Annotated in this window: 28 protein-coding genes; 15 read left to right on the plus strand and 13 right to left on the minus strand. The window is 64.1% G+C overall.

Annotated elements, in window-relative coordinates; genetic code table 11:
* Nucleotides 1-59: 59 nt before the first annotated feature.
* A complete protein-coding gene (locus tag V7Q48_RS09680) occupies nt 60-494 on the minus strand; it encodes a thermonuclease family protein (protein ID WP_333837808.1) in 435 nt (144 codons plus the stop codon).
* Nucleotides 495-800: 306 nt separating this feature from the next.
* Between V7Q48_RS09680 and V7Q48_RS09685 the strand changes: the two genes are divergently transcribed.
* The 12 genes from V7Q48_RS09685 to V7Q48_RS09740 all read left to right on the plus strand — a co-directional run bounded on the left by V7Q48_RS09685 (nt 801) and on the right by V7Q48_RS09740 (nt 8,996).
* Entirely contained in the window at nt 801-965 is a 165-nt protein-coding gene (locus tag V7Q48_RS09685) for a hypothetical protein (protein ID WP_333837809.1), read from the plus strand.
* Between the two features lie 107 nt (nt 966-1,072).
* Nucleotides 1,073-1,594, plus strand: coding sequence for a hypothetical protein (locus V7Q48_RS09690; protein WP_333837811.1), 522 nt, complete (start codon nt 1,073-1,075; stop codon nt 1,592-1,594).
* Between the two features lie 250 nt (nt 1,595-1,844).
* Nucleotides 1,845-2,036 (plus strand): hypothetical protein, encoded by a 192-nt coding sequence (locus V7Q48_RS09695; RefSeq protein WP_232307277.1) that lies wholly within the window; start codon nt 1,845-1,847, stop codon nt 2,034-2,036.
* A gap of 307 nt (nt 2,037-2,343) precedes the next feature.
* On the plus strand, nt 2,344-2,736 hold the full coding sequence (locus tag V7Q48_RS09700) for a DUF3768 domain-containing protein (RefSeq protein WP_013039041.1): 393 nt from the start codon (nt 2,344-2,346) through the stop codon (nt 2,734-2,736).
* Between the two features lie 192 nt (nt 2,737-2,928).
* Nucleotides 2,929-3,105, plus strand: coding sequence for a hypothetical protein (locus tag V7Q48_RS09705; protein WP_013039042.1), 177 nt, complete (start codon nt 2,929-2,931; stop codon nt 3,103-3,105).
* A 12-nt stretch (nt 3,106-3,117) separates the two neighbouring features.
* On the plus strand, nt 3,118-3,882 hold the full coding sequence (locus tag V7Q48_RS09710; RefSeq protein ID WP_013039043.1) for a ParA family protein: 765 nt from the start codon (nt 3,118-3,120) through the stop codon (nt 3,880-3,882).
* Nucleotides 3,882-4,829: a ParB/RepB/Spo0J family partition protein gene (locus V7Q48_RS09715; protein ID WP_013039044.1), complete on the plus strand. Its 948-nt coding sequence runs from the start codon at nt 3,882-3,884 to the stop codon at nt 4,827-4,829. Before V7Q48_RS09710 ends, V7Q48_RS09715 begins: the two co-directional genes overlap by 1 nt.
* Nucleotides 4,830-5,059: 230 nt before the next feature.
* The gene (locus tag V7Q48_RS09720; RefSeq protein WP_223810969.1) at nt 5,060-5,596 is read left to right on the plus strand and encodes a plasmid mobilization protein; all 537 of its coding nucleotides are present in this window, start codon (nt 5,060-5,062) and stop codon (nt 5,594-5,596) included.
* Complete coding sequence (locus V7Q48_RS09725; RefSeq protein ID WP_013039046.1) at nt 5,589-6,701, plus strand: relaxase/mobilization nuclease domain-containing protein; 1,113 nt, start codon at nt 5,589-5,591, stop codon at nt 6,699-6,701. The genes V7Q48_RS09720 and V7Q48_RS09725 overlap by 8 nt, the downstream gene beginning before the upstream one ends.
* Before the next feature lie 179 nt (nt 6,702-6,880).
* Entirely contained in the window at nt 6,881-7,489 is a 609-nt protein-coding gene (locus V7Q48_RS09730) for a DUF6088 family protein (RefSeq protein ID WP_013039047.1), read from the plus strand.
* Nucleotides 7,482-8,531 carry a nucleotidyl transferase AbiEii/AbiGii toxin family protein gene (locus tag V7Q48_RS09735; protein WP_333837815.1) on the plus strand — a complete coding sequence of 350 codons (1,050 nt, stop codon included), beginning with the start codon at nt 7,482-7,484 and terminating at the stop codon, nt 8,529-8,531. Before V7Q48_RS09730 ends, V7Q48_RS09735 begins: the two co-directional genes overlap by 8 nt.
* 261 nt (nt 8,532-8,792) lie before the next feature.
* Nucleotides 8,793-8,996 (plus strand): hypothetical protein, encoded by a 204-nt coding sequence (locus V7Q48_RS09740; RefSeq protein WP_333837816.1) that lies wholly within the window; start codon nt 8,793-8,795, stop codon nt 8,994-8,996.
* A gap of 233 nt (nt 8,997-9,229) precedes the next feature.
* On the opposite strand, the gene V7Q48_RS09745 is transcribed toward V7Q48_RS09740, so the two are convergent.
* From V7Q48_RS09745 to V7Q48_RS09755, 3 genes are read right to left on the minus strand one after another with little or no spacing between them, the layout of a single operon-like run.
* Nucleotides 9,230-9,736 carry a hypothetical protein gene (locus V7Q48_RS09745; protein WP_333837818.1) on the minus strand — a complete coding sequence of 169 codons (507 nt, stop codon included), beginning with the start codon at nt 9,734-9,736 and terminating at the stop codon, nt 9,230-9,232.
* A 10-nt stretch (nt 9,737-9,746) separates the two neighbouring features.
* On the minus strand, nt 9,747-10,244 hold the full coding sequence (locus V7Q48_RS09750) for a helix-turn-helix domain-containing protein (RefSeq protein WP_333837820.1): 498 nt from the start codon (nt 10,242-10,244) through the stop codon (nt 9,747-9,749).
* Nucleotides 10,241-10,651: a hypothetical protein gene (locus tag V7Q48_RS09755; RefSeq protein ID WP_333837821.1), complete on the minus strand. Its 411-nt coding sequence runs from the start codon at nt 10,649-10,651 to the stop codon at nt 10,241-10,243. Before V7Q48_RS09755 ends, V7Q48_RS09750 begins: the two co-directional genes overlap by 4 nt.
* Nucleotides 10,652-10,819: 168 nt before the next feature.
* On the opposite strand from V7Q48_RS09755, the gene V7Q48_RS09760 reads away from it, so the two are divergent.
* The 3 genes from V7Q48_RS09760 to V7Q48_RS09770 are packed head-to-tail and all read left to right on the plus strand — an operon-like array spanning nt 10,820 to nt 15,043.
* Nucleotides 10,820-11,968 (plus strand): hypothetical protein, encoded by a 1,149-nt coding sequence (locus V7Q48_RS09760; RefSeq protein ID WP_333837822.1) that lies wholly within the window; start codon nt 10,820-10,822, stop codon nt 11,966-11,968.
* The gene (locus V7Q48_RS09765; RefSeq protein WP_333837823.1) at nt 11,965-14,289 is read left to right on the plus strand and encodes a Mov34/MPN/PAD-1 family protein; all 2,325 of its coding nucleotides are present in this window, start codon (nt 11,965-11,967) and stop codon (nt 14,287-14,289) included. Before V7Q48_RS09760 ends, V7Q48_RS09765 begins: the two co-directional genes overlap by 4 nt.
* The gene (locus V7Q48_RS09770; RefSeq protein ID WP_333837824.1) at nt 14,279-15,043 is read left to right on the plus strand and encodes a hypothetical protein; all 765 of its coding nucleotides are present in this window, start codon (nt 14,279-14,281) and stop codon (nt 15,041-15,043) included. Before V7Q48_RS09765 ends, V7Q48_RS09770 begins: the two co-directional genes overlap by 11 nt.
* A 218-nt stretch (nt 15,044-15,261) precedes the next feature.
* On the opposite strand, the gene V7Q48_RS09775 is transcribed toward V7Q48_RS09770, so the two are convergent.
* The 9 genes from V7Q48_RS09775 to V7Q48_RS09810 all read right to left on the minus strand — a co-directional run bounded on the left by V7Q48_RS09775 (nt 15,262) and on the right by V7Q48_RS09810 (nt 24,102).
* Entirely contained in the window at nt 15,262-16,146 is an 885-nt protein-coding gene (locus V7Q48_RS09775) for an LPD7 domain-containing protein (RefSeq protein WP_333837825.1), read from the minus strand.
* Nucleotides 16,136-18,100, minus strand: a complete 1,965-nt coding sequence (locus tag V7Q48_RS09780) for a type IV secretory system conjugative DNA transfer family protein (RefSeq protein WP_333837826.1) — start codon at nt 18,098-18,100, stop codon at nt 16,136-16,138. Before V7Q48_RS09780 ends, V7Q48_RS09775 begins: the two co-directional genes overlap by 11 nt.
* Nucleotides 18,084-19,088, minus strand: a complete 1,005-nt coding sequence (virB11, locus tag V7Q48_RS09785) for a P-type DNA transfer ATPase VirB11 (protein ID WP_333837827.1) — start codon at nt 19,086-19,088, stop codon at nt 18,084-18,086. Before virB11 ends, V7Q48_RS09780 begins: the two co-directional genes overlap by 17 nt.
* Nucleotides 19,089-19,091: 3 nt before the next feature.
* Nucleotides 19,092-20,321, minus strand: coding sequence for a type IV secretion system protein VirB10 (virB10, locus tag V7Q48_RS09790; RefSeq protein WP_333837828.1), 1,230 nt, complete (start codon nt 20,319-20,321; stop codon nt 19,092-19,094).
* 3 nt (nt 20,322-20,324) lie between these two features.
* Nucleotides 20,325-21,182, minus strand: coding sequence for a P-type conjugative transfer protein VirB9 (virB9, locus tag V7Q48_RS09795; protein WP_333837829.1), 858 nt, complete (start codon nt 21,180-21,182; stop codon nt 20,325-20,327).
* Entirely contained in the window at nt 21,179-21,877 is a 699-nt protein-coding gene (locus V7Q48_RS09800; RefSeq protein ID WP_013039065.1) for a virB8 family protein, read from the minus strand. The genes virB9 and V7Q48_RS09800 overlap by 4 nt, the downstream gene beginning before the upstream one ends.
* Nucleotides 21,878-22,217: 340 nt before the next feature.
* A complete protein-coding gene (locus V7Q48_RS09805; RefSeq protein ID WP_130030144.1) occupies nt 22,218-23,162 on the minus strand; it encodes a type IV secretion system protein in 945 nt (314 codons plus the stop codon).
* Nucleotides 23,163-23,179: 17 nt separating this feature from the next.
* On the minus strand, nt 23,180-23,386 hold the full coding sequence (locus tag V7Q48_RS18275; RefSeq protein WP_150104476.1) for an EexN family lipoprotein: 207 nt from the start codon (nt 23,384-23,386) through the stop codon (nt 23,180-23,182).
* Entirely contained in the window at nt 23,386-24,102 is a 717-nt protein-coding gene (locus tag V7Q48_RS09810; RefSeq protein ID WP_013849915.1) for a type IV secretion system protein, read from the minus strand. Before V7Q48_RS09810 ends, V7Q48_RS18275 begins: the two co-directional genes overlap by 1 nt.
* Between the last annotated feature and the right edge of the window lie 2 nt (nt 24,103-24,104).

Consider the following 24,104-nt stretch of genomic DNA (forward strand, 5'->3'; position numbering starts at 1 on the left):
CCGGCGGCATCGCCGCTGGGCCTCTTATCCTGTTCAGGCGCGGCATGGTCCCAAACGGATCAGCGGGATCGGCATCGCCCCTTGGCATAGCGCTCCCAGCGCAGCACGGTGCCGGTCGCAATCATCGCGCAGCTGAGATCGCCGATGCCGGGCGCGTTGCACCAGGCGCCGGTCCGGTTGCCCTTGGCCTCGCCGGTCGAGACGCAGCGCATGGTGGGGCCAGCCACGCGAATATGCCCCGTGGATGTCTGGCCGCGCGGTCCGCCAAGCAAGCGCACCAACGCGTCGCGAGCGGCCGGGCCACTTGCTCCCGGACAGGGCTGGCCGGGGCGGCAGCTGTTGTCGATCTCGCGCGCTGCAATGCCGGCGAGCCGCACATGGGCGCCCTCGCGGCACCAGATCGGGCCATCGCCATCCCAGACGCGCGTCGGCGTACAGGCGAAGGTCTGACCATTAGGAACGACGGCGGCGGCAAGCAGGAGCGGGAACAGCATCCGACGGGGCTAACCGACAAGCGGCGGTCTGTCATCCGGACCCCGTTGAAGGGAGCGGCAGGCAGGGCAAGGGGTGGGGCGGGACATCGGCGGGGACCTGGCCTCCTGGCCGGCGGGTTCGCCCGCTCTCAATCGGCGCGATCCTTGGTCCACCCGGTGACCTTTTGCGATCAACCCGCAAGGGGTCCGGTCGCTTCGCTACGGCTTTTTGGGCCTCCAGCCAAAAAAGTGATCGCGGCCACCGGCCGGACACATCGGGCGCCTGTCGAGCGGGACGAACCCGCCGGCGCGCAAAGGAGCCTCGACATGTTCACCGACATCGCAATCGCTCGCCGCCACGCCTTCAGCCTCTCGCGCAGCCTCATGATGGTCACCTTCGTCATCGCGATCGGGCAGCATTACGGGGTCATCACCGCCGAAGACGCCGACGGCAGCGTCGCCATCGTCACCGAATTCGATCCCTTTACCTGACGGCTCGTCCGGGAGCCGCTCGGCTCCCGGCTATTCCCCTCGCTTCGATCGCGGCTTGCGCCGAAGATGAGAACCGATTGTTCAGATGCCGCGCCTATGCTGCGATAATGACGATTGAGGCTGAGATAGCGAATGCTGGCGATGATGCCCTGTGGGCGCGCGTCACCCAGGAGGTGAACGCCTGGCGCGGCGCCTGTCTGCAATGCTTCGCCTCGGTGGAGGTGGCCGTTACCGAGACTTTGCTGCATCTGAGCGCTCACCCGGGACGAGGACAGTCGGTGAAGCTACGGCATTTGGTCGGGCAACGGCTCGATGACCTGGCTGCACTCGTCAATGAGGGCGGCCCCTTTTCCGTGGAGGGAAAGGGTGTCGCGAGCCTGCTGGCGGAATTTCGGCACCAGGAAGGGCTGCGCACGATGCTCGCCCATGGCCAGGCGAAGCTGACAGTCGAACGGACCAGTCGATGGGCCGCCATCTTTCGTGTGATCGCGATCCGGGCACGGCAGGCTGATCGTTCGACGCTCGTGATCGAAGAGAGCGAGGCGGTGGAGAGGCCTCAGCAGCTCCGTAAGGTATCGCAGAAATTGTGCTCTGCTCTTGGCAATTTGCGCCGGGCGGTTGCCGTCTGAAAGTCGGGATTTCTTTGCATCTATGCGCTGAGAATGGCGGCTCCGGCGCGGCCGGACCGGGCTCTAGGCTTCGCCCTGAGCCTTGTGCCAAGTCTCAGCCCATTCGGGTGACGATCCCTGCCGTGGCTGCTCGCACTTCTCAACCCTGCGCGCAAACTATGGCCCGGCCGGTCGCGCCGCGCGCTGGAGGGCAGTTGGCCAGGCCCGCACGCAAGTGCTCATCGTGCAGCATTATGTGCCAGGGACGGTCATGGCCGCGCGCCGCGAGATAATAAGCCGCGCCGTCGCAGCCGACCATGCGGCATCGGGCCTGCCGGTCGATGAGGCTGGCGCCTGCTCCATGGAGCCCGATCAGGGCATCGACATCCTCGCGCATCAAGGCACCGCAGCGGCGGCATTGCGATCGGACGAGGATCTGGCGCAGCCGCATCGCCTGGAGTGACGCGGTCCAGGCCGGGGCAAGGCGGAAGAGAGTGGCGCTGCTCGTCATGACGGGCAGAGGATAGCGCCGGGCTCTCCGCGGAGCCAGAGGATCAGGTTACCGCGATCACCTCTTTGCGATTCCGCCCGCCAAGACCTTCCTCCTGTCGGCCTGCCTGGCCGGCGCGCGCGCCCGCGCAAGCCCGCTTTGCGGGCTTCTCCACTGCCGTTGCGACCCTGCGGGTGCGCGGCCGCGCTCTGCCGCCGGCCCTTGGCACGCCTGTCGGAAGGCCCTGGCGGGCGGGGCCGGACAGATCAGGAGCGTTCTCATGTCCCAATCCTCCCCGAATGCGATGAGCCAGGCCGAGCGGATCGCCCGCGTCGCCGAACTCAATGACGCGCTTCGCCGGTCCATCCATAGCCCGGGCCGTAACCAGATCGTGATGACCGCTGGCGTTGCGGCGCTGATCGGCGACGTCGCCCTGTTCCGCGGCTTTCGCCGCCGCGCGGAGATCATCCGGATCGTGCGCGACTATGACAGCTTCACGCCCGACAACGATCCGGTCGGCGAGCATGATTTCGGCCGCTTCGAGTTCGAGGATGCGATCCTCTACTGGAAGATCGACTATTACGACCTCGAGCTCGCCTATGGCTCGGCGGATGCTGCGAAACCCGAGGTCACGACGCGCGTGCTCACCATCCTGCTGGCCGACGAATATTGATCCGGCGCAGCCATCCCCCCGACCGGGGGGATGGCCCGCCCAAGTCTGCTTGAGCAGACTATGCGGGCAACGGACGCCGCATCCGCAAATGTGGGAGGGGAGGGCGCGGGTCTGAGATGCCGCGCGATTGCGCGTGGTCGGCGCCAGTGGCGCCGTTCGCTTGCCCGTTCACTGGCTCCAAGGAGACTTATCATGGCCGCATATTTCGCCGCGCATCCCGATCACGCGTTTCTCTTCGCGTTCGGCTGCTTCGCCCTCACCGTCTATCTGTTCCGCTATGTCGGTCCCGGCATTGGCGGTGGCGGCGACTGGTCCTCGCGCGATCATTATGAGCGCAACCTGCGCGATGGTCCGGACGACTATTGCTGAGGTGCTGTGGTCATGAAGACGATCGTCGTCAGCCTGCTCAAGGGCGGGGTCGGCAAGACCTTCCTCGCCACCCATCTCGCCTGGTATCTCGCCGAACCGCCTGAGCGCCGCGTCGCCTTCGTCGATCTCGATCCCCAGGGCAGCTCGACGCGGCGCCTGGGCGCCGAGCGGCAAGGCGGATTTGCCGCCGACCTGTTCGACCCTGCCGCTACCCTGTGCGCCGATGGGCAGGCCGGGCTGACCGTGCTCGGCGCCGATCCTCGCCTCCAGATGGTCAAGGCGGCGCAGGATGTGCGGGACTTCATCGGGCGCTTCCCGGCGCTCCGCCCGCATTTCGACTATTGCGTCATCGACACGGGGCCGAAGTGGGACGAGCTCACCTTGAGCGCGATGGCGGTCGCCGATGCCGTGATCGCGCCGGTGCAGGTGGCTGAGGATTCGGTCCAATGCGCCAAGATGCTGCTGACCGCGCTGCGCAAAGCCGAGGCCGCGCGCGCCGGCCGCAAGATCGCTTTCCTCGGGCTCCTCCCCTCGATGGTCAATCCGTTCGACCGGCGCGAGATGGAGAATGCGGTGAAGCTCGCGCATGCGGTCGGCGAGAAGCTCATGTTCCCGGCCTTCATCAAGGCACGGCCGACCTACAAGCATGCCGCGGAAAATCATCGTCCGGTATGGCAGGAGACTGGCAGCGGCGCCAAGGCTGCGGCCGAGGAGATCCGCGCGGTGCTCGCTGAGATCGAGCGGCGCATGACAAGCCAGGAGGTCGCGGCCGCCTGATGGGCAAGTTCGACGAACGCATCGAGGAGTTCGGACTTCTTGTCGGCGGCCATGAACGGGCGCGCCGGGTCGAGGATATCGAGCTTGCGCGCATCCTGCCCGACCCCGGCAATCCCCGGCGCAGCTTCGACGATGACGCGCTCGCTGAGCTGGCCTCCTCGATCGCGTCGCGCGGCGTGCTGCAGCCGATCACGGTCACGCCGCCTGACGCGAACGGCATGCACCGGATACGTCTGGGCGAGCGCCGCTTCCGCGCATCGCAGCTGGCGGGCCTTGCCACGATTCCCGCGATCGTCGTGCCGGTCGGCGAGGGGGTGCAACTGCTGGCCGACCAGATCGTCGAGAATGACCAGCGCGCCAATCTGTCGTCGGTCGAGCTCGCCCATGCGATCGCCCGGATGCTCAAGGGCGGGATGAACCAGGTCGAGATCGCGGCGGCACTCGGCCGATCCAAGCAGTTCGTCTCGCTCTATGCCGCCTATGGCGACATGCCGGCCTATCTCAAAGAGGCCCTGCCGTTTGCGCCCATTCGCCTTCTCTATGATCTGCACCGGACGGCGAGGGACTACCCTGCCGAGGTCGAGGCCTATGTCGCCAGCTGGGGCGACGCCGGGGCAACGCTCGCCGCAGGATCGCGCTTCATCGCCGAACTCAAGCAGACGCACCCGGCGCCGGTCCCTCCGCGGGCGCCTGTGGCAAAGCCATTGGGGCCCACCGACCGCGATCCGGTTCGATCGGGCCTCACGGACAAACCCTCCGCGCCGATCCGATCTCCGAGACTACCGGTTCTGGTCGACGGATTCCCTGCGTGGCTCCCGCTGGCGCCTTTGGTCACGGTGATTTTCGAGGATGGCCGCGAGCGGGAGGTCGCTGCCTCGTCAATCGGTCCGACCGGCGAGAGAAGCGAGGCCTTGCCAACAACTGACCCGCCTCCTCCGCGTTCGTAATTTATCTTGCATGATGATTTGGGCCGTACCCTTCGGGGTGCGGCCCTTTTCGTGTCGACGGGCGGGGGCGGCGCCGAAGGCGCTGCCCCTTGCTGCGCACGATCGGAGTTCGAGAGGGTTCGCTGGCCGAAGAGCGATAGTCTGCCTAAGCAGACTATAAGATGAGTTGAGTAAAGGTGAGGGCCCGGATAGGCTTGGCGCCGGGGATGTATGACAATAGCGTTGGGGACATGCCCGTCCTCACCTTTCGGCTCGACGATGATGTCGCCCAGCGCTTCGCCGCGCTCGCGGCGGCATCGGGCGGCCGCTCGGCGCTGCTGCGCCGCTTGATCGGTGACGCCTTGGCCATGGAGGCGGGGGAGGGGCATCAGGCGCCGCGCGCCCGCCAGCGGGCAACCTGCCGGGTCGAAGTGCGGCTGATCCCCGAAGAAATCGCCGCGCTCGACCGCGAGGCGGATGCGCTGGGGATGAAGCGCACCGACTGGATCACCACGTTGCTGGCGCGGCGATTGCGCGCGAACGCGCCCTTGCCGCGCGAGGAGCGAGCGGCCGTCGCGCAAGCCTGGCGCGAACTCAACCGGATCGGGATCAATCTCAATCAGGCGACCCGCGCGCTCAATGCCTCGGTTATGGTCGAATCCGGGCTCGACGTCGCGCGGGAAGCTGCCAGGGTTGCAAGCTTTAGGTCCGAGATCGTTGATGCGCTGGCCGGTCTCGGTGCCGCGCTCAAGGGCGACCTTCGCTACTGGGACATGGCCGATGCGTGAGGAGGAGGGAGTTCTGCCGCTTCCCAGCCTGATGGAAGCCTGGCGGCCGCCCAGCGGCGGCAAGCGGACCCTGCGCGGCGCCTATGTTCGGATCAGACCGGGGGGAAGCGGGGGCGGGACCGCCCGCCCAATGGCCATGGGCCAGGCCGAGGCACGCGCCAAGCTCGAGCGGATCGTTCGCAAGGCGCCCGAGGTGATGGTGAAGGTCTCCGGCAAGCAATATGGCGCCACCCATGTCGCCGAGCATTTCGGCTATGTGGCGCGCCACGGGAAGCTCGCCGTGCGATCGAGCGAGGGCGAGGTGATCACCGAGCCCGGACGGCTCAAGGAGATTGCCCGCGACTGGGCGATGCTCGACGAAGCCATGAACGAGCATGGCCGGGACCGGCCGACGTCGATGTCGCTGGTGCTGTCGATGCCGGGCGGATCGACCGACGCCGAGACCCTCCATGATGCGGCGCAGGCTTTCGCGCGGATCCTCTTCGAGGGGAACCATGCTTATATGCTGGCGCTGCATACCGACACCGATCATCCCCACGTCCATCTGACGGTGGCGACGGAAGGGGCGGACGGAACACGCTTCAATCCGCGCAAGGCGGATCTCCATCATATGCGCGAGACCTTCGCGCAAGAGCTGCGCGCGCGCGGCGTCGCGGCGGAAGCGACCCCCCGGCGCGCACGCGGTCATGTCCAGAAGCGGGTCCGCTCGGCGGCGCTCCATCTCGATGTCCGGCTCGGAACCGAGGGGCGCAGGCTCAATCTCGAGCAGCTGAACGAGCTGCGGGCGCAAAGCTTCGTGCGCGCGGCCGACCAGGAGCGCCGACCGGAAGATGTGATGGCGCTTTCCCGCCAGAAGCAGATCCGCGGCGCCTATGCCGAGGCCGCCGTCGCGCTCGTCGGCACGGGGAAACCGGAAGATCGTGCTCTGGGGCAAGAAATCGCCAGCTTCCTGGCGGCCATGCCGCCGGCGGTGTCGCGGCGCCTCGCGCGTGCTCGGGAGATCCTGCAAGCGGTGCGGCCGCCGCAGGATCGTACACGCCCGCCGCAGGATGGCTCTGCGGGGACGGACGAGCGGCAGCCGCAAGGCCGGGACCGCGAGCGATGATGTCGGCCGCGCCGGCTTCGCCGACTCGGGCAGCTTTCCAGCCTTGCCGACAAAGGGAGCAATCCTATCTATAGGTGTGAGGGAATTTCCCGAAAAACAGGGATATTCGACGTAAAACCGTGCTCATAGCTTGTTAGAAAAAACCATGCTATTATCTAACAAAGAGGAGCATCGATTCAATGTCTGCGGTAGCCGATCGGATCATGAAGCGTGTGCGCGGCAAGGGCCGCGGCTGGGTGTTCACGCCCAAGAGCTTCGTCGACTTCGGCACGCGCGGGTCGGTCGACATGGCGCTGTCGCGCCTCGCGAGCGCTGGCGACATCCGGCGCATCGGCCGAGGCCTTTATGACTATCCACGCCAGCATGACAAGCTCGGCGCGCTCAGTCCCGATCCCGCCAATGTCGCCAAGGCCCTCTCGACGCAGAGCGGGGATAAGCTTGCGCCGTCCGGAGCGACGGCAGCCAACAACCTCGGCCTCTCGACCCAGGTGCCGGCCCGGGCCAGCTATGCCACAACCGGGCGGTCCCGGGTCAGGCAAGCGGGCGGGCGCAGCCTGACGCTCAAACACAGCCGCGCACCGGTGCTCGACAATGCGCCTGACTCGGTCAACGCAATCGTGCAGGCGCTCGCGCATCTGGGGAAGGACAATATCGACAGCGGCAAGATCCGGCACTTCGCAACGCGGCTCGATGATCGCGACATGCGGATCCTCATCCAGGCCCGGCCGGCGATGCCCGGATGGATGGGCGACGTCGTCTTAAAGATCGGCGCCGCCCGCAATGGATGAGTTCGCGCGCAGACCCGCCGAGGACCGGCGGGCCTACATTGATGAAGCCGCCGCGCGGCGGGACCTCACGCCCATCATCATCGAGAAGGATTTCTGGGTCTGCTGGACGCTGCGCCGCCTGATCATGTGCCCCGACCTTGTCGGTCATATGACCTTCAAGGGCGGAACGTCGCTGTCGAAGGCCTATGGGATCATTGCGCGGTTCTCCGAAGATATCGACCTCACCATCAGCCGCTCAGCGCCGCTGCTCGATAAGGTCGCGTCGCCGATGGACGACGACATTACCGGCAAGGAGCGCGAACGCCGGACCAAGGCGCTCAAGGCGGCGGCGCAGGCCTATGTCGCGACCGTCGCAATGCCGATCCTCGCCCGCGAAATCGAGACCGCTCTCGGCACCGGCGAGGGCTGGAGCCTCGCCCTTGATCCCGACGACAAGGACCAGCAGACGCTGCTCTTCGTCTACCCGCGCAGTTCGGGCTACGGGCTCGCCTATGGCGAGAATTACGGCGGTGCGGACGAAAGCGGCTACATCAAGCCGCGCATCAAGCTCGAATTTGGCGCCCGCGGCGATACCGAACCGTTCGAGCTCCGACCGATATCATCCTATCTGGCCGAGGACTTTCCCGAGGAGTTGCCGAATGCGCTGACCGAGGTGCCGACGCTCGCCGTCGCGCGGACCTTCTGGGAAAAGGTCACGATCCTTCATGCGATCCATCATAACGGCAAGCTACGCGAGGGCATGTCGCGCCATTATTATGACGTGCTGATGCTTGACCAGGCCGGCATCACGGCCGAGGCGCTGGCGCGGATCACGTTGCTCGAGCAGGTCGTGCACAACAAGAGCCTGATGTTCGCCGACAAGTCGGCATCCTACGAGACGGCCGTGCCTGGAACGCTGCGCCTGTCGCCTGATGGCGCCACCCAGGAAAAGCTCGAGCGAGACTATGGCGCGATGTCTGAGATGTTCATGGCCGCGCCGCCGAAATTCGATGCGCTGATGAAAGGGCTGGCGGCGATAGAGGCGGCGATCAACGGGCGCTAATGCCCGGGGGTTGCGAAAGAACTATCCAACTAAGTATTTGAAATAAAACGATAAAAGACTGATAATAATGATTATGTTAAATCGCAGATCGCCACGTCACAGCGAGCGATTGTGTCACGCACCGAAACGGCGTTTCCGAGACCAGCTCCGCTCAGGCCGTGGTTCTGAAAGGTTACAAGCGTTGGGTGCCTAGCTGGGTTTCGTGCCCGCACAAAGATGGGCTAAATGCGGGGCCAATGAAATCGAGCGAGTGAAGCTGCAATGATCACCGCCAAGCACATCGCTTGGGAGCCGATCGCCACATTGCCGGAAGACCGGAAAGATGGCCGTCGCTTGCTGCTCTGGGAGACAGACCTCCCTGTGATCGGGCGATGGGATAGCCACCGTGAGGGCTGGGAGGATCCCGAAAGCATGCACATCCTGGAAGAAGTCACCCACTGGGCCGACATCAATCCACCCGCGTGATGGGCGGATAGCAAAGGGGCTGGCCGAGCCCCCCTTTGCGGGCGGGCGCTTCATGCCGAACGCTAACTAGAAGGATCGCAGCAGCGGTAGCAGGGGCACCTTCAACAAGCGCCCGAAATCCTTCGGCAAAGCGGTCGTTCGAGGACCAGTTTGACACCCATAATTAGCTGTCCTTCGTTCATCGCCTCGTTATCGTTTGGGCCCGGGGCGAGGATATGACCCGGCGACAGTGTTCAACTCTTGGGCAAGGCAGGCTTTCTCGTTCCGATGTCATCCATGATGCCTGCACCCTCGATGCTGCGCGGAGCGACGCCCATGATTGGCAGGGGCTGCATGAGCAGCCCTGCCTGGGAGGTCAGAGTGGCGACCAGGGTTCGAAAATAAGGATAGGTGGCGATCTTTCCGACGCGCTCTAGAAAGAGTTCGCAGGCATCGCCATCGCAATCGCCTTCCACCCGGTAGTTGGTCAGGTAGGTCGCGCTGATGCCGAGCACGCGCTTGCGTCCCTGACGGCAAACCACATCGAAAGCGAATATGCCGTATAGCGAGCCCGATTCCGCCTCGAGGAAGCTGTGCGCCAAGGCGGCGCTAATGCCGTTGCGCCAGCCATCGGGATCAAGCCCCAGCGCCTCCGGCTTCAGCTCGAACTTGCTGGTGGTCAGCCGGATCGTCCGGAGATGCGCGCGCGACACCAGATTGTTGTAGACGGTAGCGTCGGCTGCGTGAGGATCCTGGGCCAAGTCGTGCTCCTCAAGCGGCTGCAGCAGCGGTGCGTCGTGGTAGCGCTGCCTCGGCGCGTAGCCAGCGCTCAAAAGAAAGGTGCGAAGCTGGTACGTCGGCAACGGTAGGCGCATCGGCCAGTGCAACGTCGCCTGCCATCTGGAATTTATCGGACTCCAGACCGATCACGGTCCAGCGGTGTGTATCGTCGGCCTGCGCGCCGCGCGCGTCTGCGAGCTGCCGTTCAAACTCTTCGAGTGTGGTCAGATAAGCGGTTTCACCGAGCTGATGGAACACGCGGGCAACCGTTTTGATCGTCAGGTTTGTAGCCGTGTCGCCAAACATTTGGCTCACGCGCGCTTCGGTCACGCCCATCCGCCGCGCAAGATCACGATAGCGCAGGCCTTTGCGATTCATGATCTTTTGCATCTCGGTCTGGGCGAGCAGGATGAACGCGGCCTCGGCCGCCTTCGCGGCATAGGTGTCGGCATCGCATTGGCTGATGCTGTTGGCCTCTTGTGATTTCATCGTTCTGCTCCTCTCGAATGGCTGTGATGGAAGGGCAAATCGCCCTGAACCGCGCGTGGCGCTGCCGCCGCCGCGGGTTCGGCGGCAGCGCCACGCACTTCCGTCACAAAGAAAGTCCGAATCGGCTCTTCGGTGGCGCGGCGACCGATCACATGGACGCCGAACGCGACAAACTCCTCCAACCGCGCGGATTGCGCGCCAGGGACGGGGTGAAAAAGCTGCTCGGGCAGATTGTCGCCGCCATGGGCGCAAAAGTGGTCAAGCGCACTGCGCAGACGAAAATGGGCATCTGCGGGAACGGCGGTGTTGAGCTTGTTCCAATCGGAATTTCGCATGGCGATGCGCCAGCGCCGGCCGGACAACCGGACCTCATACAGTTCACCAGCAATGCGCTCGTCCGCATCCAATCGCCACCTCGATGGCTTAATCTATAACTTAAGGCCGCGACCGTCTAGCGCAAAGCGGCATACTAGATTTTCTGGTTAACATTAGATATATGTAATGTTCAGACGACGCTCTCGTAGCAGGGAGACAGGGCGCCGCCGAAGCGCAAGCGATTGAAAGGGAATTCGAAAATGGCGGCAACTACCACCCACTTCCGAGTCGGCAACGGAGACATGACCCTCGTCGAGCTCGAAAGCGGACGCACGATTCTGATCGACATCCGCATCCGCGCGGACGCGGACCATCCCGACGGTGAGGCCTCCGATGTCGCGGCCCAGCTGCGCAGCCGGCTGAAGCGGGATGCGGCGGGCCGCCTCTATGTCGATGCCTTCTTGTTGACGCACCCCGATGCCGACCACATCTGCGGTCTGCGCAATCATTTCCATCTCGGGACGCCGGAAGGCTGGTCGAAGTCGAGCGACAAGATCCTCATCCGCGACATGTGGTCGTCGCCGATCATCTTCCGCCGCGCCAACCGCAAGTCGCACATCCTGTGCGACGACGCCGCCGCATGGGCCACCGAGGCGCGCCGCCGCGTCGCCTATTTCAAGCAGTGGGGTTTCGCGAACACCGGGGACCGTATCAAGGTCCTCGGTGAGGATATCGACGGCAAGACCGATGCCCTGGGTGCGATCCTGATCAAGGTCGACGAGACCTTCTCGACGATCGACGGCGCTTTTGACGGCAGCTTCTCGGCGCGATTGCTGGGGCCGCTTCCGCCCGCGGACGACGCTGAGGAAGAGGTGCTGTCGAAGAATGACTCGAGCGTTATCATCCAATTGACGCTCGCGTCCGGCACCCAGCCGCAGGCCGCTCGCTATCTGGTCGGCGGGGACGCGGGAGTAGCGATCTGGGAGCGGCTGTGGACGAAGCACAAGCTGGCCCCCGAGGTTCTGGCCTACGACATCCTGATCGCGCCGCACCATTGCTCGTGGCGCAGCCTGTCCTGGGACAGCTGGTCCAAGAAGCGCGAGGAGGCAAAGGTGTCGTCCGACGCGCGATCTGCGTTGGCACAGGCCCGCCCGGGTGCGGTCGTGATCGCCAGTTCCAATCCCGTCAAGGATGACGACAATGATCCGCCGTGCATCCGCGCGAAGCGCGAATATGTGGCGATCGTGAAGCCCGTCGGCGGCGAGTTCCGTTGCGTATCGGACGGCGGCGGCGACGAGCCGCTGGTGATCGAGACCAACTGGGCCGGCCCCAAGCTCAAGCGGGCCAGCCTGATCGGCGCCGGCCTCTACGCGACCGGGGTTGGCTCCGAGGCTTTGGCTCACGGGTGACCGAATCGAGCGCAGCGCCCACGGCGCCGATCCCCATCCAGGTTGCCCGCGCGCTGCGTCAGGCAAGTGTGCACCCCTCGGTTGTCGGCGTGAAGATCGTCGCTCGCGACGACGATGAGCTTGTCTGCGCGATCGACATTCGCACCGAAATGCCGGCGACGTGGCGCGCCGCAGGCCAGAGTCCCATCGGCGTCAAGATCGTAGAGGCGGTGACGGTAACGTTTCCGTCGCTCTATCCCGTGTCGGCGCCGCTGATCGAGCTTCGTGCGGATTTCGATCGGTCACATCCACATCTCAACCCGGCGCAGGCTGGTGCGCCGCCGGTCCCCTGCCTTGTCGCTGGAAGTCCGCGCGAACTGATCCAGACCCGCGGCTTCATCGGGCTGATCGATCAGCTGGTCGAATGGCTGGAGAAGGCTTCGACGCTGGAACTCAACAACCCTGCGGCGGGTTGGGAGCCGGTCCGCCGCGACCATATCCACGATATTTCGGTTGTCGATTCGGCCGCATTGCACGCTCTGGTCGAGCGCAAGGGCGGCGCTGCCTATATGTGGGCCCCGTACATCCATACCCGCGGCGACATCGGCCATTATCGGTTGCATGTTCCGATCGAACCGGGTCCCTTCGGCCCAAACGACACGCGGCTCTTCGCGCGGCGCAATTTCAGGTCTCGCGAGGACAGCGGTCTCGGCCTGGCGATCGCGGCGTGGGCCGGCAAGGGGCCGGACGGCCAGCTGCAAGTAGCTGACGGTTACAGGCCCGAGGACGTCGCGACGCTGGCCGATCTGCGGGCGCGTGCGGCGGAGTACGGGTGCCTAGAATTTCTGGATGCCAAACTCAAGCATGTCGCATCCCGGCTGACAGCGCAGCCGATCGGCATCATGGTGCCGATCGTAGTGCTGCTGTTGCCGCGGCGCCCGTACCGCGTGGTCGGCACGGACAGCAACATCGAGACCTGCGGTTATCTCGTTGAAGTCGGCGAGGGCGCTGACCTGCTCAATCCGAAGACGGCGGTCCGCCTTCTGGGTCATCGCAACACGCCGTCGGTGTCGGTCCTGCGGCGCACCTCGGGCGATGATCCGGCCGCTGCGACACTGCCATGGACCTTGATCGGCTGCGGGAGCGTGGGGTCGAAGCTCGCGCTTCACCTGACACGGGCCGGTCGGGCGCCGGGTATTTTGGTCGATCGTGATTTGCTGGAGCCGCACAATTTCGCGCGCCATGCCGCGCTGCCCTTCGACGGCGAGCGGCATTCGCTCTATATGATTTCGAAGACGTACAGTGTCGCGGAGATGGTGCGCAGTCTCGCCCTCGAACCCAAGCGGCTCGATTTGGACGCGCTTTCGCTGGCGCTCCACGCGGACGGCCGGACCGCGGTTGCGCCGCCTGGAACAGCCATGATCGTCAACACGACGGGCTCGGCAGTCCTGCGCGAGGTCTATGGGCATGCCGATTGGGCCGACCGCCCGCCGCTGGTCGAAGCCTGCCTGTTGGGAGCCGGCAGAGCCGCATTCGTGGGGATCGAAGGACCGGGGGCCAATCCCAACGCAAGCGATCTGATGGCAGAGGCGTACAATGTGATCCGGCAGGATGACGGGCTTGCGGAGATCGTCTTTAGCGCCGAGGCGGAAGCGATCCAGATCGGTCAGGGCTGCTCGACCTTTTCTTTTGCGCTGTCCGATGCGCAGCTTTCTGCGTTCACCGCGTCCATGGCGATGGTGGTCGCCGAGGGACAGCGCGAAGGTCTGCCGCAGGGCGGCGAGGTCCGGCTGGGTCAGCTTGGGGATGACGGCATAAGCCAGAGATGGTCGCGCGTTGCGGCGGCACCATGGATCCTGGTCGAACGCACAGTCGCCGACCAGCCGGCAATTCGTATCCACCCCCGGGTCCACGCAGCGATCGAGGCAGACATCGCTCGATGGCCGGGCGTCGAAACCGGCGGTGTCCTGATCGGGCGTTTCTCGCAGATCGGCAATTGCTTCCAGGTCGTCGATACGCTGCCGGCGCCGGAGGACAGCACCCGCTCGGCCGCCGAGTTTGTCCTGGGAACGCGCGGGCTCAAGACGTCGATTGATTCGCTCGTTCAATCCAGTCGCGGAACGCTGCAAGTGGTCGGGACCTGGCATAGCCACCTGCAGCCGAGCGGTCCGTCAGGGACGGATATTGCGACAGGGTCGTTGCTGGCAACGCACCAATTGGGGCCGCTGCTCATGCTGATCCATACGCCTGGAGGTTACAGCGCATTGACGGCCGAAGCGGTGGGCGGCGGCAAAGTGCTGTCCATGGCGGCGGCGAGGGGGAGCGAGAGCAATGGCACTTGATGCGGTTATGAAAGAGCTCAATTTCGATCGCTATGATCGCAACGCAAGGTTGCGCCCGGCGCTTTTTACGATTCTGCCGATCCTGGTGTCGATCGCGATCTGGTATCCAAAAATCTGGAGCCTGTTCGGTGCCCTGGCGTCGCTGCTTGTCACCTGCGGCGTGACCTTTCTGTTGGCACAGCTCGCCCGTCAACGTGGGCGGCGCCTTGAAGCGCGCTGGACGCCGGCGATCGGCCGCCCCCACAGTGCCAAGCTCCTCAGCCATGCCGATCCGAAGCTGCCCGCGGCGACGAAGGCCCGGTATCATGCTTATCTTTCGAGCCATGGTGTCGTACTCCCGACCGTCCAGCAGGAACGGCGTGATCCTGCAAAGGCGCAGGATCAATATCTCTCTGCGGTCATGTGGCTGCTTGAGCATACGCGGCAAAATGCCGACAAGTCGCTGCTGCTCGACGAGAATATCGCTTATGGTTTCCGGCGCAATTTGCGGGGGCTCAAGCCGTTCGCGCTGGCCATCCTCGCGCTCGCGCTGGCGGCGAACGTCGCGCTGGTTTGGCGAGGTGGGTGGGCATCACCGATGCTCGAGACGGGCGCCATGCTGGGCGGCGGGCTGGCGCTGGTGACGCTGATCTGGATTTTCTATATTACGAAGCCCTTCGTTGAAGATGCCTCGTTGGCCTACGCTCAGCGGCTGCTGGCGCAAAGCGATGTAACCGCATCCGCCGCTGCTGCGAATGGAGCGCAAAATCGCTAACAGGACCGATCGGCGAACAAGGGGACATGCGAGGATATCATCCTGCGCGATGAGGTGGACCCGAACCCGGCAATCGAGCAACGAAGGCCGCTATGCGGGTCATCATCTGCAGGGCCCGATAGTCTTCAACCGAGACCCCCCGCCGATCCGGCAAAACGTAAATGCTCGATGAAGCGTCGGATTGCCTGCATCTGAACGGCGTGAAATGAAGAAAGCACCTATCGGCTGCGAGACCGTTGAATAGTCGGACGAACTTTCGATGCTTCTTGTCGGCTGAGCTCAGCGCCGACAACTTTCCCTTCGCGCCCTTCCCTGACCATAGCAGAACGAATTTGACGACCCTGTTCGATGTGCCCCTGCAGCTTCGTGGCCGCGACCTTCATCACACGCGAGATCGCCTCGGGATTGTCGAACAGTGCGGTTCGCACCACGGCTTCGATCACCCGCAACTGACTTTGTGCGGCTCGCTCGTTTCTGCCCCCGGACGCCGCAGCTCGGGATCGAGCCGAGCGCTCGTGAGCCTGTGACTGATCTCCGCCGGACTCCCGGCTGACTGACGGAACGGCCGCCGGCGCGATGCTGTTGCGGCTATTGCCAAGCTTGAAGCGATCCAGCTCCTGCAGATCGCGCTCGTTCGGGCGATATCCTCGAACTTCCAAACCTTGGCGGCTGGCCTCCAGCCATGCTGCCCGGCGGAAGGCCTCGCTGCCAGTGACGTGAACATTCGTCCACCCGCGATGCCGGGCGATGGCGACGAGATCACGCACGACCTCCTCACTCTCGTTTGACGTGACGAGGCGCCGCCCCTGGTCCCGAAAAGCTGGCTCCTTGGCCTGGGCCGTCGTGAAGTAGGCCGGTTCACCCGACCATTTGCCGGTCGACGAAAAGTAACGCTTTTGCAGAGGCTCCGGTATGTCGCCGGCGGAAACAGATCGGGGCTGAAGTCCGGCCCGATCCTTGTGTTTGCTAGGGGTGTCGGGATCCTTGGGAATGTCGTCACGCGTGTCTTTCCCAGCACGTGGTGCGGACTGACCTTCACCGATTGAAATGGCATTGGCGCGCTTCTTGCTGCCCCGCGAATTCTCGGGCTTCTCACCGGACATGGGCCGACCTTTCCTGGATCATGGATGGGGATGGCGGCGCGGTCGGTGGCAAAACTGCCCGTTCGACCATCGCCGTCACGAAGGCGATTGCGGCGGCCTCGTCGCCTGGCGGCGGCAGTTCGGCCAGGTCGCCAAGTACCAGCATGTCATCCGTGATCTCGGCCGCGCCTGCCAGCTCGGCGTCGGTCATTTCCCGCATCACAACTTCCTCCTGCATGGTCCCGCCCGAGCTTGTCGCCGGTTGCTGTTGGGTGACGCTCAGCCCAGGCATGCCAGCGCCCTGCTGCTCTGAAGCCCGCGCAGGGGCAGAAAGCGTCGCTGCGATGGGACGTGCGGGCAGCACGGGCGGAGTAACCACCCGCCGCGTGAAGCGCGGCATCCGGTAATAGGCGATCTTGCGCCCTCGAATCGGGGGGATGCCGGCGCGGAGGAGCAGTAGCTCGTTCTTCGGCATCTGCATCAGCTCCTGCGGCAACAGAAGCGCGCGGCGCTGGTCGGATTCCGAGATGCTTCGGTTCGCCAACAGGCCGTGGATGGTGCGGCTGCGGGATTTCACGTTCATCGTGAAGAATCCAAGCCGCTCGGAAAGTTCGTTCACGACCTTCAACTCCTTGGGCGTGAACACCACCTCCAGGCCGCAATTGGCGATGATCTCGTCGGTGACATCGGGACCGTAGATTGCGCGAAGCTGGGAGCGGCTCTGAACGACCGGAACCAGGCGCAGGCCGTAGCCGGCGACGTAGGAGAAGCCTCCAGCAATCACCGAGGCCTTGCCGAGCCTGGCGAACTCGTCGAGCAGGACCAGTACAGGGACATTGCTCGCGCCATCAGGAAGGTCCCGAGTATTGAGATCCACAAGCTGTTGCAGGAACAGGCTGTAGATCGGCGCGATGCGGTCGATATTGTCGGGCGACACCCCAAGGTAAATCGACATGCGCCGACGCCGCACCTCGCGAAGGTCGAAGTCACTCTCCGAGGTAGCAGCATCCACCATGGGGTTTAGCCAGAGGTTGAGACGCGCCGTGATCGTCTGCTTGATGCCCGAGAATGTATTGTCCGAGGCCGAGGCAAAATCCTGGATCGCGGACACGCACGCTTGGCTGAAGCGCTGGCCTACCCTGCGGGCCTCCTCGAGCGTCTTGGGAAGGTCGCTTTTTGGGTCACCGGTCGTAAGGCGGCGATAGATCTCGCCGATCGTGAAAGGCAGGCCGGGATTGGATGCGACCAGGGCGCCGACGCCGATGAAGGCCGCTCGCGCGGCCTCCGCCCAGAATGGATCGGATCGCTCCGGCGCCGGAAAAAGCATACCCGCGATCTTCTGCAGCTCGTTGACGACCTCGGTGTCATCGATCCGCCTGATGTGCGCCAGGGGGTTGTACCGCGCCGTCCGCCCCTCCGCATCGAGCGGATCGAACAGATGCACGGCTTGGCCGGCCCGTGCCCGATAGCCGGCGCTTGCGCCCCAGTTCTCCCGTTTCACGTCGAGCACGACCACCGAATCTGGCCAGGTCAGCAGATTGGGAATGACGACGCCCACGCCCTTGCCCGCGCGTGTGGGCGCCTCCAGCAGAACATGTTCGCTCCCGCCGAATATCAGGAAACGTCCAGCTTTGCGGCCGACAACGATGCCGGCAGCGGCGCGAAGGCGCTCCCGCCGGATCTCGCCTTCGCGCGCAAACCGCGCGGTGCCGTGCAATGCCGGCCCGCGGCGCAGAATCCCGATTGCGAGGAGCCCGACCACAACTGCGCCCGCCAGCGCCCCGCGCTTTAGCCAGAGAATGAGCAGCGGGTCCGCCCGATAGTACCACAGCCATGCGGGCAAGGCCGTGAGGTCGGTGTGAGAGCCGATCTGGCCCAGCCCAAAGAGGGCAACCAGCACGGCGATGGCGCAGCACAATAAGGTGCCGCCGGCAACGGACAGGCCGATCATCCAGAAGTTACGCTGCACCGGCATCGCCCACCTTCGGGTGGAAGTAGACCTCTTCGACCTCAAAGCGACCGCCATGGCGCCGGGTCTGGACGACCACATCGATGAGCATGCGCAAAAGTCCGCGGATATCATCGCGCGCGAGATCGCGGCCGCCCTCGGATTCCTTGACGAGCAATGTCAGCTGCTCGAAGGCGCCCGCCGCAGAGCCAGCATGGACGGTGGTGATCGAACCAGGGTGTCCCGAGTTGACGTTCCGCAAATAGAAGAAGGCGGTGCCGTCGCGCAGCTCCTGCAACAGGATGCGGTCCGGGCGCATACGCAGCGCGCTCTCGAGCAGCTGCTTGGGACCGACCTTCGCACGGCCCTGCCCTTCGCTCGAATAGACCATGTGAACGACATTGCGATGGGGCACGATGAGTTCGCGCGTGTCCTCGATCGTAAGCAGCCGCTCGTTGGGCGGGATGAGCTGGATGAGCGCTTTCGCCAAAGTCGTCTTGCCGGACCCGGTCGCCCCGCTGACCAGGATATTCTTGCGCGCGGCGACTGCAATCTTGAAGAAGGCCGGCCAGTCGCCCGCGTCGCGAAGTGCCACCAACGCAGTGTCGGTTTCGGTAAGGCCCCGGGCGCTCGCACGCGTCGTGTCAAAGAGGCCAGCGCGTGCGAGCTGGTCGATCGGCAGGGTTACGGTCGAGGGCTTGCGTATCGTAAAGGACGGGCAGCCGCTCGGCGTCACCGACGGGATCACGATCTGGCAGCGCTCGCCGCCTGGAAGGACGGTCGAACAGATCGGCGTCTGCCCATCGATGTCCTGGTGCGTGAAGCTTGCCGCGGCGACGGCGAGCGTTCCAAGCCACTCGCTGTCCAGTTCAGGCAAGTCATGCCATCGCCACCCCTGCCGGTCCTCGATCCCCGCCTCGCCCGGGCGGTTGATGACGAGCTCGGTTACATCATCCGGCTCCAGCAACGGAAGAAGCGGTTCGAGATAATGGCGGAGGACGGCGGTATCGCGCATGGCTTACCGTCGCAGTTCCAGATTGTAGACATCGGCGAAGTTGAAGTCCTTGGCGACGAAGATACCGACCTCCTCGCCCTGGTTCTTTTTCAGCACCGGCCGGATGTTGATGTTGTTCTGGAGCGCGATCGCGGCCCCTTCGCTCGGCGCGCGCGTGACATTGTTGAAATTGCCGTTGCCGCTCGATGCGGCCTGCCCGGCAATATAGGCGGCGTCATCGACGAGCGAGAGCAGGAGCGCGCCGCCGAACCGTGCCCAGAAGAAGCTGTCGACCGCCCCGGCGAGCCCGGCGCGGCCGAGCGCGTCTGACCCAGGCGAGGCAAGGTCGATGCGGACGCCTTGCGGCGTCACCGCCCGCGTCCAGAGCACAAAGAGGCGATTCTGACCCTGTTGGATGCCTCCGCGATATTCGCCGAGCACGCGCGTTCCCTTTTCCATGAGCACGACCCGGCCATTCTCGGAGTAGACATCGCGGGGGATTAGGCAGGACGTATATCCAGGCTGTGCGGAATTGATGGCCGTCTGAAGGACGCAAGGAATCAATGTCCCCGCAGTGATCAGAAAATTGCGATTGGGGAGCATCGAGGCTCGCGCTTCGCCTACGGCTGAGCTTTGCCTAAGCAAATCCAGCGCATTGGGCGCCCCGCCCTCCGTACTCCCTGGCGTTCCTGAATTTTCGGTCGGTTGCGCGCCCGAGGCCGCCGCCGCCGGGCCTTGCGAGGTCTCCCCACCGAGATCGCGCCCGCCATAGGCGATGAGTGTCGATCGTCGCGCCTGGTCCGCCAGATTCGGCTGGGCGCCCGTCCCTCCGGTCGGTCCTGGCGCCGCACCGGGCTGCATGGCAGGGACCATCTGACCGTCGGGGCCAGGAACCCCTGCTGCGGGATTGAGCACCGGTGCGTTGGGGTCGCTCCCGCCTGCGCCCAGCGGTCTCGGCTGCGGCGCGACCGCCGCGTAATCGACGGTTTCCCGCGCCACGATATCGCGCCGCTCTTGGGCCGCCCCGCCCGGGGCAGTGAGGTCACGATTGGAGGCCTGTTGGCTCGTCCCGGAATTAACCCACAGGATGCCGAGTACCATCGCCGTGCCGGCAAAGATGAGGGCGGTATTACGCTTGGAAGGCGTCATCCCCCCGATCGGCTCGATACCGCGCTCGTGCAAGATCTCGTCTTTTTCCGGCGTGAGATCGGCGCTCGGCAGAGGGCGCGAAACGGAGGATGGATCTTCGACCATGGCTCATTCCTGCGGATGTGTGATGGCGCGCTCGACATGGGGCGACCCGGTGTTCGTCCCATGATCGACCCCATAGGGTTCTGGCGCCTGATTATAGATGCACAGCACCTCGCCGCCTCGCCGAAGGCGCAGCTGACGTGCCACCAGATGGACGACGACGAATTCGTCGCGGACGTCAAAGGGGACCAGCGTCTCAGACCCGTCCGGTCGCACCAGATAAATGGCCGGCACCTCACGGTTCGCGGGGAAGCGCAACACCGTGAACTGACCGTTGTCGGAGACCTCCGACGGCTGAAGCTCGCTGGAGCCCTGCACCTTGTAGTTCATGTTGCGAGGCCCCTCGACGACCGCATGATCGAGGGCGCCGCGAACGGCCCGGCCCTCCAAGGCCGCTGCCTGCATGGCAATCTGTGCAGCCCTGAGACGCTCGGCGCGGTCGGCGTCGTCCCTGGGATACCGGAACCTTACTTGAAAATAGGCTTGGCCGTTGCGGCCCGTGATGGGGCCGCTGCGAGCGGTCAGCTCGAACGCATAGCTGCGCAATTCGCCTCCGCGCGACGTGGTGACGATGAGATTGGTCGGTCCGGCACGCTCACGCGGCTTGAGGAACAGGATGTGCCCGGCGACGGCGACCTCCCAAGATACGGTGTCGCCCAGCGCGACGTGCTGGATCGTTTCATCGTCGCTCAGGACAATCTGTGTTGCGGCCCGGAACGTGCCGACGATCCGATAGACCTCGGTCTCTTCATATTCGACGAACTTGACGCGCGGGTCGGACGGACCACCTCGCGGAACTTCGACCGCGTGCGCCGCCGTTACAGGCACCAGCGCGCAAATGATGGCGGCGGAGAGCGCCCTCATCGGATCACCTCCGGATCGGCACGATAGTTTTCGACCTGGAATCCCAGCGGGTTCCGGTAGCGATCGCCTTCCGCCATGGGCGCGTTGGCGTAGGCGAACGTGATTGTGGCGATCCAATCGCTGTTCTGAACGTCGGTCTCGGTCTGGACCGTCCGCGTGAACCGCACATTGGCGACGCGATCATTGATGAAGGCGATGTTGCGCACGCGCGCTTGCACGACCGCATTCTTGCCCCAGACATTTTGGGGACTTGCACCATTGTTGCTGCTATAGAAACGCGCCCAGCGCTGCTGTTCAGTCGGTTGCGAGAGGATCGTCACGAACCGAAAATTTTCTTCGGCCGCTGCCGGGATCCAGCTTTCGCGGGTTCTCACATACTGGGCGAGGAAGTATTTGGTGACCGCCTCATCGTAGCGCATCGGCCGCTGGGTGAGCGCGGTCTGGACATCTACTGCGCCGGTGGTCTGGTTGACGCGAATAACATAGGGGACGACAGTCTTGAGAGGCGTCAGAGCCGCAACTGCAAAGATCGATGCTGCGGCCAGGAGTGAGGCGATGGCCGCGATGCTCCAAGCGATGCGGGTCGAGCGCAGCGCGTTTCGGATCCTGTCCTGATCCCAGCTTCGTGCGTCCCGGAAATAGCGCTGCAGCCCCGACGCCGGCACCGCCTCCGAGCGGTCATCAGCAGCTCGCATAGTGCGGTCCCCTTGGTGCGAACGAGATCTTGTCGTCCGAGGTAGACGGCGACGGCACGGCGGGCGGCGGGGGCGGATCGCCGTCTCGTGGGTGGGACAGGGGTGGTATGGGCGGCGCAGCTCTTGGTGCCGTGGTGGCAGGCACTGGCGAGCCAGGCAGGACGCTTCCGTAGATGTTCACGTCTCGCAGGCGATGACCATTGCAAACCGCGAGCTTCTTGGGTCCGGAAGCACAGCCCGCGACGCCGAGCACAGCTAAGCCACCGACCAGGCAAGCGACGCTGCGGCGGAAGCTCGAGGCGGAAATTCGCGGAAAAAGGAAAGTCATGATGATGCCTCACTACGCCGCTTCGATGGTGCCGCCGCGACGAGCGGCGCGCTCCAAGTTGCGGCTGTTGCGCATGACGCGACGCTGTCGGAAGGGAGATGCCATTGTGCCCCAGGCCGTTCCGGCGAAAGCGCCCACACCTGCAGCGGCGCCCCCGGCTATTCCCGTCGCGATGGCGGGCGCTTGGAAGAAGAAGATAGTTCCTAGAAAGAGGTAAACTGCGAACAGAACCGCACCGATCGTCACATCGGCCTTTGATTCAGCAGCGGCGATTGCGATGGTGCCCAGATCCGAGATGAGCGTCGTGATCGCAATGATAACGCCCATGAGGACGATGTAGTTGAAGGCTTGACCCAGCCATCCATGGAAGAAGCGACGCGTCGGCTCAAACAATGAGAGCGCTATGAAGATCGGACCCAACGCAATGATGATTGCGAGGGCAATTTTTGCGAAAATGGTAATTGCGAAGCCGATTGCAGCTGACAAGCCAGCCAACGCATAGATTCCAACGGCTAGCGCGATTAGCACCAAGCGCATCGGGTTTATCTCGATGTATGTAGCGGCCTTAGCGCGGATTATGAGAACTATACTATCCGCTTGATTGAAATAGTCGTCGAACGCAGCGCCGACGCTTGTGATCGTCCTACCGGAAAGCGCTTGAGAAAGAGCATCCGGCATCCCATGGAAGAGCGGCGTCGTGATCCAATCGGAATAGGCGACCGTCGTCGCAGCAACATACAGCAGACAGAGCTTCACCATCCGATAGAAAAGCTCGCCCCAAGGTTCGCTGATGATACCCCGCATCACCATGTAGCCGAACAGGGCAATGTAGATGACCAGCCCGACCGCAAGTGGGCCGCGAACAACCTCAACGACATTTTGGAGACGCTCGTTCAGGAACAGGTCGAGCTGATTGTCGACCTGCAGATAGAAATCATTGAAGAGAGTAGAAGCCATCGAGAATTCGCCAGACGTCAAAGAGACCGTTTGAGGTCATCAAGATCTTTTACATCTTGCGCATTTGTGCACTCTCGGGAGCTCAGATGGGTGCCGTTCGCGCAGTTCCGGAGGGTTTCGTTCCTCAGGTTAGTATCACGGCGATACTCATCCTTCCCGGTCGGCTGTTTGCAACCCACTAATGCGGACGCCAAAATAGCGCTGGCGACGATCGTGCGGAGCATCACTCGCCACCCAAACTTGTCGTCAGGTCGGCCAGGTCCTGTTCGTCGTCACGTTGAATCCGAAGCCGACGTTGCGACTCTTGCCGCATCCGCAGCGCCTGCAATTGCAAGGCGTCGTTCTGGATATGGGCATTCTCGACCCCTACCCTCGCCTGGATATCCATGACCTGCTTGGCGTCCGAAGCCGTATCCAGCGAGGTTCTCAGTTCTTCGAGCCCGGCGGTACGCTGGGCCGACACGCCATAGGCCGCCTCCGCGATCGCGGCATCGCGCGCTGCGAGGTCGCCGTTCCGCAAGAGGTTGTCGCGGGAAGCGCGCTCATACGCCGACGCACCTGGTCGCAATTCCGGCAAAGCGATACGGTTGGCGTCCCGGATACGGGTCGCGGAGCTCCCGAGCGAGCCCAGGCTGGCATTGTCCGACGACATCAGCCGGCTGATGTCACGGGCCTCCCGCGGCAGAAGGTGGCGCATGGCATCGGTGGAAAGAGATGATGCGATGCCGTTGACGTCGGTGACCTGGTTGAAGCTGCCATAGAGCTGCTTCGCTTCTGCGATCTGCTCCTTCCCCTGATCGATCATCGACAGGGTGTTCTTCACCGTGGCCAGCGCCTGCAGATAACCGGAGCTGTCGTAGACGGGGATGCCTTGCGCGACTGCAGGCCCCGCCATTCCTAGGGCGATGGCGCCAAGTGCTGCGTATATGCCCTTACCCATAG

This window comes from Novosphingobium sp. (assembly GCF_036803765.1).
In the GTDB taxonomy this organism is placed as follows: Bacteria; Pseudomonadota; Alphaproteobacteria; order Sphingomonadales; family Sphingomonadaceae; genus Novosphingobium.